The following is a 13,871-nucleotide window of genomic DNA, read 5'->3' on the forward strand; positions in this document are numbered from 1 at the left end:
CTGGCGATGATAGGCGCCGCCGAGGGCCGCGCGCTGCTCGGCGAGCTCAACCGACAGTCCGGCGCGCGCCAGCCCCGTTGCTGCCGCCACACCGGCCGCGCCACCGCCGATCACCAGGACGTCGCAGGACGATGGCAGGGGCTCACTCATGGCGGCCTCCGAGCGCCGCGACGTCGAGCCCGTCGCTGGCCGGCGTCAGGCAGGCCTCCACCACGGCGCCGTCGACGACGACGAGGCAGTTCTGGCAAGCGCCGATGCCGCAGAAATAGCGCGAGCCACCGCCGTCCCCGCCAGTGCTGAGATCGCGCATGCCGGCTTTCGTAAGGGCAATCGCGATGCTCTCGCCATCGCCGAAGGCGACCGGCTCGCCCCGCCAGAGGAAGCAACCGCGTTTCATGCCACGAGGCTCCTCTGTGCGAAGCGGTCGGGCGAGAAGGGCCTCAGGTCGAGTTCGCCCGGTTCACCGGCGACGATGCGGCTGACCGCCTGGCCGACGAGCGGCCCCAGGCAGATTCCGTCGCCCTCGAAACCGGTCGCGACGACGAGGTTGTCATAGCCGGCCATGCGTCCGATGACGGGAAGACCATCGATCGTGGCAGAGCGGACACCGGCAAAGACGCGGATGACGCGCAGCCGCTCCAGCGGCGGCAGCAGCCGTACCGCGCTGGCAAGAAGATGGCGGATGGCGGCGAGGTCGTTGCCCGTGTCGGCGGTTTCCTCGCGCGTGCCGCCGATCAGGAACTGGCCGGTGCGCAGCGGATCGACGACGAGGCCGAAGCGGCGCGCGGCGGTTCCGCCGCCCTGGATCGCGTCCTTGCTGAGAAGATAGCGGCACGACATCAGCGCACCCGGCAGGGTGGTGGCCAGCATCGGCGCGCGCTCCGTGACGACGAGTTGGCCCTTGCGCGGCCGCACGATGCCCGGCAGGCCGATCAGGTCGGCCGAGCCGCCCCCGGCTGCGATGACGAAATGTTCGGCCTCGGCGCGTCCGCGCGACGTGTCGACCGCGGCAATCGAGCCGCCGGAGCCGCTGTCGACGAGGCCAAGGACCCGTGTGTCGCGCTCGACGGCGACGCCGCTGGCGGCGATCAGGCGGCGCACGATCTCGTAGCCGATGGCGTGACCCTCGTTGCCGACCTCGATGGCCAGCCGCACGCCGGGCGAGACGTCCGGCAGGTAGCGCCGCAGTGCCTCGCCCTCGATGCGGCGCAGCGACATCCCTTCTCCGGCCAATGCGTCGGCATGGCCGACGAGGCTTTCGACCTCGCTCTCGTCCTCGGCAACCATCACGGTGGGCCGCTGCTTGAACAGGCCGGAGAACAACCCCTCCCTTTCGAGTTGCCGGTAGAGCGCGATGCCGGCCAGCGCCGTCGTCATCATCGGCCCCGGCCGCTTGCTGGCGACGGAAACGGCGCCGTCGGCCGAACCGCTGGCTGCGGCGGCAGGGGCAACCGCCTCGATCAGCCGGACCTTGTAGCCGCGCCGGGACAAGAAATAGGCCGTTGCCGCGCCGACGATGCCGGCTCCGACCACGACCACCGATTTCCCGCCCCTGCCATCCATCGACTGCCGTCACCCTTTCGTGCCAGACTTGGCTTCGCGCCTGTCCCGCTTTCGATGCGGGGCTTGCGAGGGGATTTTCAGCGGCGCGCCCCGGACTGTCGATGCAAGAAGGCGGCCTTGGCTGCGCAGCAAATTTGTAGGGTCGCGGGATGAGCAAGGCGGGGAAAGGCAGGAGCGGCGTCAACCTGACGCTGATCCAGACCTTCTACGAGGTCGGCAGCCATGGTTCCTTCTCGGGCGCAGCCCGCGAACTCAATATCAGCTACCAATCGGCCGCCAATCACGTGCGGCGGCTGGAGCAGATCCTGAAAGCGAAGCTGATCGAGTCCGAGCAGGGCGCCAAGCGCATCTCGTTGACACCGCGTGGCCGGGCGCTGTTCAACCTCTTGCATCCGGAGTTCGACATCATGCTGGCGAGGCTGTCGAAGCTTCTGGAGAACCAGCGCTCGGCGCTCCGGGTCGGCATGCCGCAGGCGATCTTCTTCTATCTCTTTCCGGAAGTGCTGAAGACGTTTCGCGAACGACACCCTGACATGGAGATCGCGGTGGCCGAGCGCGACACGGTGCTGGCCGAGATGGTCAAGAACGGCAGCCTCGACATCTGCCTGTCGGAACGGCATTTCGGCGACCCGGTGGTCCCGCAGAAGCTGCTCGGCTCCTACCGGCTGAGCTTGGTCTTTCCGAGCGCATGGGGGGCTCCGCCGGCGCCGGAGGACGTGCCCGGCTGGAGCATCGGGCGACCCTTCGTGACCTACGAACCCGGCCAGACGCTGCGCAACCTGGCGCTCGATTTCCTCGGCCGCGACGGCCCGGCCGCGCAGCCAGCGATCTCGACGTCGGGCAGTTCCAGCGTCAAGCGATGCGTGGAGGCCGGTCTCGGCTTCGCGATCATTCCTTCCTGGTGCATCCGCGACGAAGACCAAAGCATCTCCAGCGTGAAGCTGACCAACCTTCCCGCCGTCGGGGTCTATTTCGGCAATGCCGAATTCCTCCAGAACCATCCCGCCGTGCGCGAACTGTTCGACATCTGCCGGCAGGAACTGGTCGGGCGGGAACTCGACGACGTCGGCACGGACGGGTTCTGACCCCGCCAGACCGCGCTCAACCTACAAAATTCGAGATAAGTCGCCGCTATTGTCTAGCATTGTTCCCGCCTCCCCCGGGGTTACGCTACGTCCGGATGTCCAGAAAAGGCGATCCGCCGCGCAAGCGGCCCGGGGAACAAGAAGGGGTTTGTCGAATGAAGATGCTGAAAACGATTTTGGCGGGTGCGGCGGTCGCGCTCGGACTGATGAGCAGCGCGGTGCAGGCGCAAAGCACCGTCGACGAGATCAAGGCGCGCGGCGTGCTGCGCGTTCCGGGGATCCTCAACGAGGTGCCTTACTTCTCCAAGGATCCGCGCACCGGCGAATGGAAGGGCTTCGTCATCGACATGGCGGGCGACATCGCCAAGACGCTGGACGTGAAGCTGGAGGTCGTGGAGTCGAGCTGGGCCAACGCCATCCTCGACGTGCAGAGCGGCAAGGTCGACATGGCTTTCGCCGTGACAGCGACGCCGACGCGGGCCTTGTCCGTCTGGTTCTCGGAGCCGACCTATTTCAACTCCTTCGTGCTGGTGTCGGCGAAGGCCGAGCTGGAGGGCAAGACCTGGGCCGAACTCAACAATGACCAGTACACCTTCGCCGTCGATCTCGGCTCGGCGCAGGACCTGATCGCGACGCAGTATCTGCCCAAGGCCAACATGCTGCGCTTCAAGACGCGCGACGAGGCGATCGTGGCCGTGGCGACGGGCAAGGCCGACGGGCTTGTCAACACCATGCTGAACGGACTGGTGATGACGAAGAAGACGCCCGACCTCGGCAAGGTCGTGGTGCCCACGCCGGTGCTTTCGACGCCGTCCGTGGTGGCCATCAACTATGGCGCGGACGAAGTTTGGAAGAGTTTCGTTTCGGGCTGGGCCGCCTACAACCGTCGCATCGGCAACAACCAGACCTGGATCGTCAACAGCCTGGAGCCCTTCGGCATCACGCTCGACGACATGCCGGAAGGGTTCGGCTTCGGCGGCTGAAGCGCACGGAACCATACAGTTTGGACAAATCGGAACGGCCGCCTCGATGGGCGGCCGTTGGCGTTTTCGGCGACGCCGCGCCGACGATCGCGCTTCTGGCAAAGCGGGACGCCTCGACGGCGCCCATCAGGGCATGCCGATCGTCATGTATCCGGCCCAGGCGGCGGGATGGGCAAAGACGCCCTCCTCGATCATGCCGCGCTGGGCAGCCGCCATCGCCGCCAGCGCGTCGTCTTCGTAGTGCTCGTAAAACCGTGTGGCGAGTTCGAGCGAAGCCAGATCATTGACCTTCCACAGCGTGGCCGCGACGGTGGGAACGCCCGCATGGGCAAAGGCGCGCGACAGCGTCTGGAATTCCACCCCCTGCCCGCCGAGCCCGGTCTCGCAGGCCGACAGGAACACCATGTCGGTGTTGGCGAAGTCGAGCAGCTGAATGTCGACCAGCTTGAGCTTACGGTTGCCGGACAAAAGAATGTAGCTCTCCTCGGGCCGCGCGGCATCCAGCACGCCGTGCGTCGCCAGGTGAACCGCCTTCGATTCCGGACCCATTTGCAGGAAGGCGTCGTAGTCCGCCTCGTCGCCGATGCGGGTTTCGGCAAAAAGGCTCGTCCGTTCCTCGATGGCCTTCGCCTCGCGGCGGGCGCCGGGAAGCGATCCGTCCGGATCGCCCAGGATCAGCATCTGGTCGGAGGCCGAGCCGACATGGCTGAGGAACAGGTGCACGAGATACAGCGACGGCATCAGCCCGATCGTGTGATCCTGGACGACGAAGCGGTTGCGCTCGCCCCTCTCGCTGATCAGTCCCGCAAACGGGACTTCCGCAAGCGCTCCAGCCGGTACGATGAACACATGGTCATAGCTGCCGAGCTCATGCGCCACGGGCAGGATGAGGGTCCGGTAGAGATCGTGCAGGAGGTCGAAGAGCTCCCGATCCCGTTCCTCGACCGTCACCGGCGACAGGACCTCCTTGCGCAGCGATGCGCCACTCCGTTCCCCCTGCAGGAGTCCGGCGGCGCGCGCCTCCAGAAGCCGTCGTGCCTTGCGCGCCCGCTCGAACAGGGCGCGGGTCTCGACCTGAACCTCGCGGACGTGGCGTTCTTGACGCGAGACCAGATGGACGTAGAGCGTCTTGGTGGTGGGGATGTATTGCACCATCGCCGCGCCGTCCGGAATGTCCTTCTGGAGCGCGGCAAGGTCGAGCGGTTTCATCTGCAACGTCTGTGCAAGCGCTTCGGAGTCGCGCTCGAGTTGCAGGAGGAGCCTCGACATCTGGCGTTCGCGCTGCGTGACCAGGGTGCGGATCCGCTCGGCGCTGTCGGCGGGCTCCCTGGCCGTCGGCTCGTCGTTCGACCGTTCCGTGGGCCGAGGCGCCAGGCGCTCGACCAGGGGCGCGCGATCGATCATTTTCTCGGCGACCGAGAGGCGGGAGACCTCGGCCTCGAGCTCGAGATAGCGCCGCGCGAGCTTGGCGCGCGGGTCGTCGCCGTCGAGACCATTGATGAAGATCTGCCGCTGGCGGCGCAGGTTTTCCTCCTCCTGGATGCGGAAGGCTTCGTCGCCGAGACCGCTGGCGAACAGGAAGCTTTCCGCCCCTGCCCCGCCGGTGTCGAAGATGAGCAGGCCGCGGTCGGTCCCCGCGTAGATGCGCCCCTCCCCATCGGTCTCGACGGCGTGGACGACCTTGGCGCCATAGCGCGCCAGATGGCTGTCGGGCAGAAGCTGGTTGATGCGTTCGGGATAGAACCACCGTCCGGCATGATGGCCGATGATGCCGGCCGCCGTCGGGAAAAGCCAGATGTCGTCGCCGATCGCCGCGCCGCGGCCACCCAGGAACAGGTTCGGATGTGCCTCGAGGAGGGCCTGGTAGCTTGGTTCGTCGATGCCTTCGACATAGGTGAAGCGCCCGGTCTCGTGCAGGCCCATTCCCCCGGTCGTGCCGAGGATCGCGCGGCCTTCGCCGATCTGGGTGTAGCTGGTGATGAACCAGGGTCGGGCCCACAGGTCATCCTCGGTGCCGGCGCGGTCGAACGTCTCTCCGTTCCACTGCGCGACGCCGCCGGACATCTGGCTGCCGCCGATCTGGATGTGCTTCTCGTTCGATCCGATCACCCACACCCGGCCGTCGAAGGTCACATGCACGCCCGCGATCCAGTCGGTCGGCATGGGAAACGCCGCCCGGTCGAGGAACCAGGAGAACTCGCGTGTCTCGCCGTCGACATGCCGGAACACCGAGGTCCGCGTCGTCGCCCAGACCGCGCCGTCGGTTCCGAGCGCGATGCCGGTGACCTCGTTGTTTCGCGATTCGCGCGCTTCCGGCGCGTCGTAGGCCTCGGTGTCGTTGCGGGCGGAAAACAGCAGTTCCGGATAGGCGTCGCCGGTGCGGTACCGCATGATGTCGGAGCCATCGTTGAACAGCATCCCGCCAGGCGCGGGAATCATCGCGGTGACCCGCGCGCCAAACAGGTACTGCGGCTCGATCTCGCCGTCGTGGAGCCGGGCGTGCATGCCGGAGCCGCGCGCGAAATAGGTCACGCGTCCTTCCGCATCCGTAACGAGATGACGGACTGGTCCACGCTTGTCGACCAGCGCCTGCCCACGCTCGAAGGCGTGGAGACGTCCGTCGTCGGACAGGATCCAGAGGCTTCCGCCCGCCATCGCCATGGCCAGCGCGGGGGCCTGGCGCAAAGTGTGCGGCAGGTTCAGGTGTTCGAAGTAGCCGCGATGATGGATGGAGATGCCGAGATCGGTCAAGACGGCGAGCGCGTCGGGTTCGTCCTCGATGGCTTGAATCGAGGCGAGTCCGTAGAGCGAACGGGCAACCTGCATGTCCTGTTGACCCTCGACGCGACGAAGCGGGGAGAAGCCGCCGTCTGCCTGCCGGTCGAGCGTTAACAGATCGGTGCCTGCGGCAATCGCGACCGATCCGTCGGACAGGACGTGCGCGGCGCGGACGTCGAGATCGGCGAGCCGCTCGGGGGGGCCGCCGGCACGCAGCCACCAAAGCCCCGCATTGACGCCGACGAGAAGTTCGTCGTCGGAAACGGGCGTGACGAAGACGGGCTCCGCATCCGCCAGCAATGCCTCGGCCCCGAATCGCTCTAGGAGGTCGGGGCTGGGCCCCTCCCCGTCGAAGAACGACAGCCCGCCTTGCCCGGCGGCGATGACGCCGCCGCGCCACGGCGCGAGAACCGCCACCCGTCGCGCCGCCAGTCCGTCCGACGCGGATCGGAAGCGGGCGACGACGGCGCCCATCTGGTCTACCCGGTACAGACCGTCGGCCGTTCCGAGCCAGAGCGCGCCGTCGCCGGCATCGGCGATCGACAGGACGTCGGAAACGGCGCTCGCCTTCCTGTCCGGCGCAGCCTCCACCAGCGCGCCGGCCCGCAGATCGACGAGATGGCGCAGCCAGAAGCCGTCCTTGCGGATGAACAGTCCGTCATTGGACGCCAGCAGAACGCGGCCGTCCTGCGTTGCGTGAAGGGTGCGGGCGCGCAGCCTCTCGCGCAGCGGCTTCGGCGCATAGGTCGACATGTCGTAGGTCGCCCAATAGCCGGGATTGGACAGGTCGGATCGCGGCAGCCATCGAGCCTGCGCGAGCAGGGCGAGCGGCCGGGCACGAATCTCGCGGGCCAGGGCATCGTCGCCATCGAGGGCGCCGGCGGGCAGCAGATCGCGTGCCTCGCGCCAGTAGTCCCAATGCTGCTCGTCCAGTCCGGCCGGGAAGGTCGTCGCGTAGAGCCGATGCAGCAGCGCGAGCGCCCTCAGGCCGATCTCGGGCTTGGGCCTTGCGGAGAGAATGTCGAACAGCCGATCCTCGGCGGTGCGGAAAGCCTCGCCGGTCCCGTCGACCTTCGACACCAGGGCTTCCAGCCTGTTCAGCAGCAAGGCGTTCGTCGGATCATCGCGAAAATCGCGAACGTCTCCGATCAACTGCTCGAGTTCGCGTTCGAAAGCCGGATCGACGACCGAGGCGTTGGAATCGACCTGCCGCGTGATCGCCAGGATTTCCTGGAAGGCCTGGGTGATCTTCAGGGCCGTCGTGGTGTCGCCGTCGTCCGCCTCGACCTTCTCGATGTTGCCGGCCCCGTCATAGCGGACTGACAGGCGGCCGGTCCCCTCGAGGATGATGAGCACGGGCTGGCCGTCGTCATTGTACTCGAGCGTCAGTTCGCTTTCGTCAGAGGTCACGAAGCGGACGATGCGGTCGGCCTCGTCGTAGCCGAAGAGGATGGCGCGTCCGTCGGAGCGTTCGACCGAGGTCAGGTTGCCTCGATCGTCATAGTCGAACCGCTGCCAGCCGCGCCCGCGCTGTCGAAGGACCGGCGCGCCGGTGACCGGGTCGTCGGTCTCGACATGCCGCTGGCCGTCCGGAAAAAGCGTGGTCTTGGTCACCGTCGCGGCGTCGACCTGGACGATGGGGGAATTGCCCTGCGCCTTCTGCCGTGCGGTCTCGAACCAGCCGACATAGCGAAGGCTGTGGGAGAGATACTTCTCGCGACCGTACTGCTTGACGAAATTGTCGGAGTCGCTTTCGAAACCCTTGCTCACGTGATGATAGAGCGATTCCTTGTCGCGAAAGACATCCGGCGCAACCTCCTTCATGCGCTCGAACAGTATCTTTGCCCAGATCCCGCTGCCGCCCCATTTCGAATGGCGATCGGCGATTTCCGCCATCCGCACGCCATCATAGGGATCTCGCTCGTACCAGCGGTGCAGCGCGGCGAAGACATGGCGGCGATTCAGCGTCTTGGCCAGTCCGCCGTAGAAGCCGTCCGTCATCGCTGCGGCCCAATCCGGCTGGAGCCGAACCGCGGCCTTCCAGTCCGCCACCATCCTGGACTTGTCGCCGAAGGTGCTCGACAGGCGCGAGAACTGGCGGGCGACCTCGCCCTGGTTCTCTCCAAGGCGGATCGCCTCCTCGCAATCGGCGCGGGCACGGTCGTAGAGCGCCTGGTCGGCTGCCCCACCCTCCTGCATGAACACGCTCACCAGATAGCAATGCTCGAACAGGACCCGATCGAGCTCGCTCCCCATGATGCCGGTCATGGACGAGCGTGCCTCTTCGAGCGTGGCGAACACGTCGTCCCATCGGCGCGTCTTGCGGTGAAGTTCGGCGATCGTTCGGACCGGGAAGGCGCGGTCGGGATGGCGCGCGCGCACATCGTGCCAGAAGGCCAGTCGAGCGTCGTTGGTCGTGTGCTCGTCGCCAAGCGGCTTCCAGTAGTCTTCATAGGCGCCCCATCGCGCCGCCATGCGCCGATACTGTGCCAGCGCGCGTTCCGGCGTTTCGACGGCGCGAAGATGTTCCAGATAGAGGCTCGTGCCGTGAGACGGGCTTTCGAAGCGGTCGATCCAGTCGTCGATGACGTCCGCATCGTCGGCCGAAACCTTGCCCTTGACCAGGTGGTGCACGAGATTGCGCATCATCCATTCGGAGGACGGATGCGCCTCCACCGCCTCCCGGAAGTGATCGATCGCCTCCGGCGAGCCGGTTTCGTAGAGTGCGGCGGCCCTGTAGAAGGCATCCTGGGACGGGCGGCCGAACCGCTCGGCAAAACGCGTCATGACGGCCTCGAGCCCCGCGCCGTCGCCGGCGCCCGCTTCGATACCGATCAGGTTCGCCAGGTCGTCCAGCGAGGCCTTGGGCGCGGCCGCCGCCTTGCGTGCATATGGAGCCGCCTCGGCCATGCGCTTGCTGTCGATTTCGATCTGCGCCATGACGCTGTGCAGACGGACCCCATCGGGCCAGCGCTCCAGCGCGGCGCGAGCGATCCGCCGCGCCGCGCCGCGATCGTCTGCCCGCCGGTAGGCGTCGGCGAGAATTCGTTCGATTTCCATGTCCAGCGCTTCGGCGCGCAGCGGCGTGGTCGCCAGGAGCCGCGTGCGCAACTCCGCGCGAACGGCATCTTCCGGTTCGAAGCGCACGGCGATCCTGGCCGTCGCCTCGACATAGGACGCGAAGGGATAGAGTTCTGTCAGTTTTCGCAGCATCGCCAGCGCCTGCGGCCAGTCTCGCGCCTGGTCGACCATCTGCGCCTTGAAATGCAACGCACCCTGATCGTCGGGACGCGCTTCCAGCCAGCGGTTGACGAGCGCCAGTTGCCGCGACCGCGGCATGGCGGCCGCTCCTTCCAGGATCGCGCGCGCCGTGTCGCGCCACAGATCATCTTCGGTTTCGGCCTCGATCAACTGCTCGGCCCTTGCCCGCGTCGCCCGCAACTGGTCGACGTCGAAGAGAAGCTGCCACAGGGGATGAAAGGTCCGGTCTCCCGCCTCGATGCGCGCCAGGGTCATGTCCGCTTCGTGCTGGCGGTCTGATGCCTGCCACATGGCGAGCTTGTAGGTGTCGCGCACGGGTTCGGCGCCGGGCATCACCGCCAGAGCCAGCGCCATGCCGCGGGCGTCGTCCCCTTCCGCGAAGGCGAGAAAGAGGTCGGGGAAGGTCCCGAGCCGGTCGGCGAGACCGTCCGGAGCGCGGTTCCGCCAGTCTTCCGTCAGTTCGCCGCTCGCGTACTTCACCCGCGACCAGATTTCCGGAGCGTAGGGATGCATCGCGTCCGAGAGGATGTCGCTCTCGGTTTCGGAAATCAGCTCGTCGATCTGTCGATCGATGAACTGCGTGCGCCAGGCCGCCAGTTTCTCATCCGGTTCCGCCGGCTGCGCCAGCAGCCATGAAGGAAACAAAAGGAGACCGAACAGGGCCATTGCCCGCATCAATGCAATCATCAAACCACCCCAAGCTCGTCACCTGCCCATGCGTAAAGGGGTAGAAGAAGATGTCAACACTGCGATCCCGGCAGTATTTTCTCGTCCTTTGTCCGAGATGCCTGGCGATGAGCGGGACCAGCCTGAGGACCGATCCGAGACTATCGGTTAATGGTCATTCGACGATCGAGGCTTCCCGTCAGCGCAAAGTTGCGGTTATTGTAGGCGTTCGGCGCCTTGGGAGGTCTTGGCGTATTGTGGAGGAGATTACCGTGAACATGTTCAAAAAATACCTTTCCGCGCTGGCCATCGTCGCCGCTGTGGCGGCCCCCGCCTTGGCGCAGGACAAGGAGGGCTGGCCGAACGAACTGACCATCGGAACGGCCAGCCAGGGCGGAACCTATTTCGTCTACGGCAACGGCTTTGCGAGCTACATCTCGGAAGCGCTCGGTCTCAATGCCACCGGCGAAGTGACCGGCGGCCCGGTGCAGAACGTCACCCTCGTCGAAACGGGCGACCACCTGATGGGACTCGTGACCATGGGGCCGGCCTATGACGCATGGGTCGGCAAATCGGAACTGGCGCCCGGGCTGGAGCACAAGTCGATCCGGGCCCTGTTCCCGATGTACCAGACGCCGTTCCAGGTGATCGTCCTGAAGTCGTCCGGCATCACCTCCGTCTCCGATCTCGCCGGCAAGCGTGTCGGCGTCGGTCCGGCCGGCGGCACGCCCGGCACCTACTGGCCCCGCTTCATGGAAGCGGTCGGCGTGACCGCCAACATTTCAAACGCCGGGGCGTCCGATGCTGCAAGCCAGCTCAAGGACGGCCTCATCGACGCCTTCGCCTTCGCGGCCGGCGTACCGATCTCGGCCTTCAGCCAACTCGCCGCGGAAAACGACGTGGTGATGTTCGGCCTGACAGACGACGAGAAGGCCAAGGTGCTCGAGGCCTTCCCGGCCATGGCGCCGCTGTCGATCCCGGCCGGCACTTATGCCGGCCACGACTACGACCAGGAAACGGTGGCGCTCTGGAACTTCGCGATCGCGCATCAGGACATGCCCGACAGCCTCGCCTACGAGATCACCAAGCTGGCGCTGGAGAATCCCGACCGCATGGTGCAGATCCACGCCGCGGCCAGCGAGACGCTGCTGGAGCATTGGGACAAGAACACCTTCATGCCGTTCCATCCCGGCGCCGTGCGCTACTACGAGGAAAAAGGAATCGCCCTCCCCGACGGGCTGAAGTAGGGCGCAACCAGCTCGACAGATGCGGCGCGATCCGATCCGGATTCGCGCCGCATCTGTATTGGGTCTTCAAAGCCGGAGGGGAACCACAATGTCGTCAAGCACGTCCATAGACGCCGGGTCCGCGGACCGCGCTCAGCTCGCGAGCGTCGTCGATGCGGAGATCGTCGCTTCCAACCAGCGTGTCCCGATCGGCATCGTCGGCAAGGCGATCATCGCACTCTGTATCCTCTACACCTCCTTCCATGTGGGGGTGATGAACCTCTACCCGCTCGAGACCTGGACCTACCGGCTGATCCATGTCGGCGGCGGGCTGGCGCTCGGCTTCCTGCTGTTTTCGGCAGCGCTTTTCACCGACGGCAAGCCGGGCGCCCGTCAATTGCCGCGAAATCTCTACCTGCTGGTGATGGCGCCCGGCGCTCTGGCGGTGTTGGTCGCCTTCCTCCAGGCCGCGGGTTTCTATCTCACCGGTGAAGGGGTCGCCCAGGCATCGGCCAAGACGGCGCTGGTCGCGGGTTTTGGCTGGCCGCTGGTCGGCGGAACCGTCTGGTTGATCGTGGTGAGCTGGCTCACGCCGCAACGCGATCGCGCCGGCATCGACCTCGCCGACGTGTTTCTGGCGCTCGCAGCGGTCACGGTGGCGATGTACATCATCTTCCACGCGCCGTTCCTCAGACTGCGCGCCGGCACGGCGCTTGCCAAGGATGCCGACATGTTCGCCGCGATTGCCGGCGTCCTGCTCATCCTCGAACTGACGCGACGGCTTGCTGGCCTGGCGCTGGTGATCATCGCGGGCCTGTTCATTCTCTACAGTTTCGTCGGGCCCTACCTGCCCGGCATCCTCAACCACCGCGGCTATTCGCTGTCGCGTTTCTTCACCTACGTCTACACCGACCAGGGGATCCTCGGACCAACGACGGCGATCTCCTCGACCTACATCATCCTGTTCGTGACTTTCGCCGCCTTCCTGCAGGCGTCGCGGGTCGGCGAGTACTTCGTCAATTTCGCCTTCGCCGCCGCCGGCGGCGCGCGAGGCGGCCCGGCCAAGGTCGCCGTATTCGGCTCCGGCCTGATGGGCATGATCAACGGCACGTCGGCCGGCAACGTCGTCTCGACCGGCTCGCTCACCATCCCGTTGATGAAGAAGGTCGGCTACAAGCCGCAGACCGCTGCGGCCGTCGAGGCGGCCGCTTCGTCGGGCGGGCAGATCCTGCCGCCGATCATGGGAGCCGGCGCCTTCATCATGGCCGAGATCACCGGCATCGCCTATGCCGAGATCGTCGTCGCGGCGATCATTCCGGCAGCGCTCTATTTCATCTCCGTCTATTTCATGGTCGACCTCGCCGCGCAGAAATACGGCATGAAGGGGCTCCCCCGCGACGAACTGCCGAAATTCTCCGTCCTGCTGCGCCAGGTCTATCTGTTCATTCCAATCATCATCCTGATCGGCGCGCTGTTTTCAGGCTATTCGGTGATCCGCGCCGGCACGCTGGCGATGGCGGCCGCGGCGGTGGTGAGCTGGCTGACGCCCCATCGTATGGGGCCGAGAGCGGTGCTGTTCGCCCTCGAGATCGCCGCGAAGATGTCGCTGCAGCTCGTCGCCGTCTGCGCCGCGGCCGGCATCATCGTCGGCGTCATCGCGCTCACGGGCGTCGGCACGCGTTTCTCGTCGCTGCTGCTGGGGCTTGCCGACCAGAACCAGGTGATCGCCCTGTTCTTCGCCATGATCGTCTCGATCGTGCTCGGCATGGGCATGCCGACGACCGCTGCCTACGCGGTTGCGGCCTCTGTCATCGCGCCGGGCCTGATCCAGATGGGCATCGCGCCGTTGACCGCGCATTTCTTCATCTTCTATTTCGCGGTGATGTCGGCCATCACCCCGCCGGTGGCGCTCGCCGCCTATGCAGGGGCTGCCCTTTCGGGGTCCGATCCGATGAAGACGAGCGTCGAGAGCTTCCGGATTGGCCTCGCGGCCTTCATCGTGCCGTTCATGTTCTTCTCGTCTCCGGCCATGCTGATGGACGGAACCTGGCTCGAGATCATCCATGTCACGGTCACTGCGATCTTCGGCGTCTACATGCTGTCGTCGACCGTGCAGGGCTGGTTCTTCGGACCGGCCGGAACCATCGTCAGGATCGGTACGCTCGCGGCCGGTCTGGCCATGATCGAGGGAGGCTGGCTCACCGATCTCGTCGGGTTCTCGATCGCCGCGGTGCTCTTCGTCTTCCAGAAGCGTCTGGTTGGGCCGAAGGATCTGGCGAGAGGACTGGACTGACGACGCGGGCCAATCG

8 protein-coding genes are annotated in these 13,871 nt (G+C 66.1%); 4 read left to right on the forward strand and 4 right to left on the reverse strand.

Annotated features, from left to right (window positions below; all coding sequences use genetic code 11):
• The 3 genes from EJC49_RS03315 to EJC49_RS03325 all read right to left on the reverse strand — a co-directional run.
• Positions 1–150: FAD-dependent oxidoreductase (locus EJC49_RS03315; RefSeq protein ID WP_126698045.1), on the reverse strand; the 150-nt coding region annotated here is incomplete at its 3' end.
• Positions 143–397: a 2Fe-2S iron-sulfur cluster-binding protein gene (locus EJC49_RS03320; protein ID WP_126698046.1), complete on the reverse strand. Its 255-nt coding sequence runs from the start codon at positions 395–397 to the stop codon at positions 143–145. The genes EJC49_RS03320 and EJC49_RS03315, both read right to left, overlap by 8 nt.
• Positions 394–1,563, reverse strand: coding sequence for an NAD(P)/FAD-dependent oxidoreductase (locus EJC49_RS03325; protein WP_126698047.1), 1,170 nt, complete (start codon positions 1,561–1,563; stop codon positions 394–396). Before EJC49_RS03325 ends, EJC49_RS03320 begins: the two co-directional genes overlap by 4 nt.
• Positions 1,564–1,712: 149 nt before the next feature.
• On the opposite strand from EJC49_RS03325, the gene EJC49_RS03330 reads away from it, so the two are divergent.
• Positions 1,713–2,648 (forward strand): LysR family transcriptional regulator, encoded by a 936-nt coding sequence (locus tag EJC49_RS03330; RefSeq protein WP_126698048.1) that lies wholly within the window; start codon positions 1,713–1,715, stop codon positions 2,646–2,648.
• 155 nt (positions 2,649–2,803) lie between these two features.
• Positions 2,804–3,631: a transporter substrate-binding domain-containing protein gene (locus tag EJC49_RS03335; RefSeq protein ID WP_170314592.1), complete on the forward strand. Its 828-nt coding sequence runs from the start codon at positions 2,804–2,806 to the stop codon at positions 3,629–3,631.
• Between the two features lie 126 nt (positions 3,632–3,757).
• On the opposite strand, the gene EJC49_RS03340 is transcribed toward EJC49_RS03335, so the two are convergent.
• On the reverse strand, positions 3,758–10,357 hold the full coding sequence (locus tag EJC49_RS03340) for a CHAT domain-containing protein (protein ID WP_126698049.1): 6,600 nt from the start codon (positions 10,355–10,357) through the stop codon (positions 3,758–3,760).
• 257 nt (positions 10,358–10,614) lie between these two features.
• Here EJC49_RS03340 and EJC49_RS03345 point away from each other — a divergent pair, with 257 nt between their 5' ends.
• A complete protein-coding gene (locus EJC49_RS03345) occupies positions 10,615–11,583 on the forward strand; it encodes a TAXI family TRAP transporter solute-binding subunit (RefSeq protein WP_126698120.1) in 969 nt (322 codons plus the stop codon).
• 88 nt (positions 11,584–11,671) lie between these two features.
• On the forward strand, positions 11,672–13,855 hold the full coding sequence (locus tag EJC49_RS03350) for a TRAP transporter permease (RefSeq protein WP_126698050.1): 2,184 nt from the start codon (positions 11,672–11,674) through the stop codon (positions 13,853–13,855).
• The last annotated feature ends 16 nt before the right edge of the window (positions 13,856–13,871 follow it).

It is taken from the genome of Aquibium carbonis, from assembly GCF_003970795.1.
Lineage (GTDB): Bacteria > Pseudomonadota > Alphaproteobacteria > Rhizobiales > Rhizobiaceae > Aquibium > Aquibium carbonis.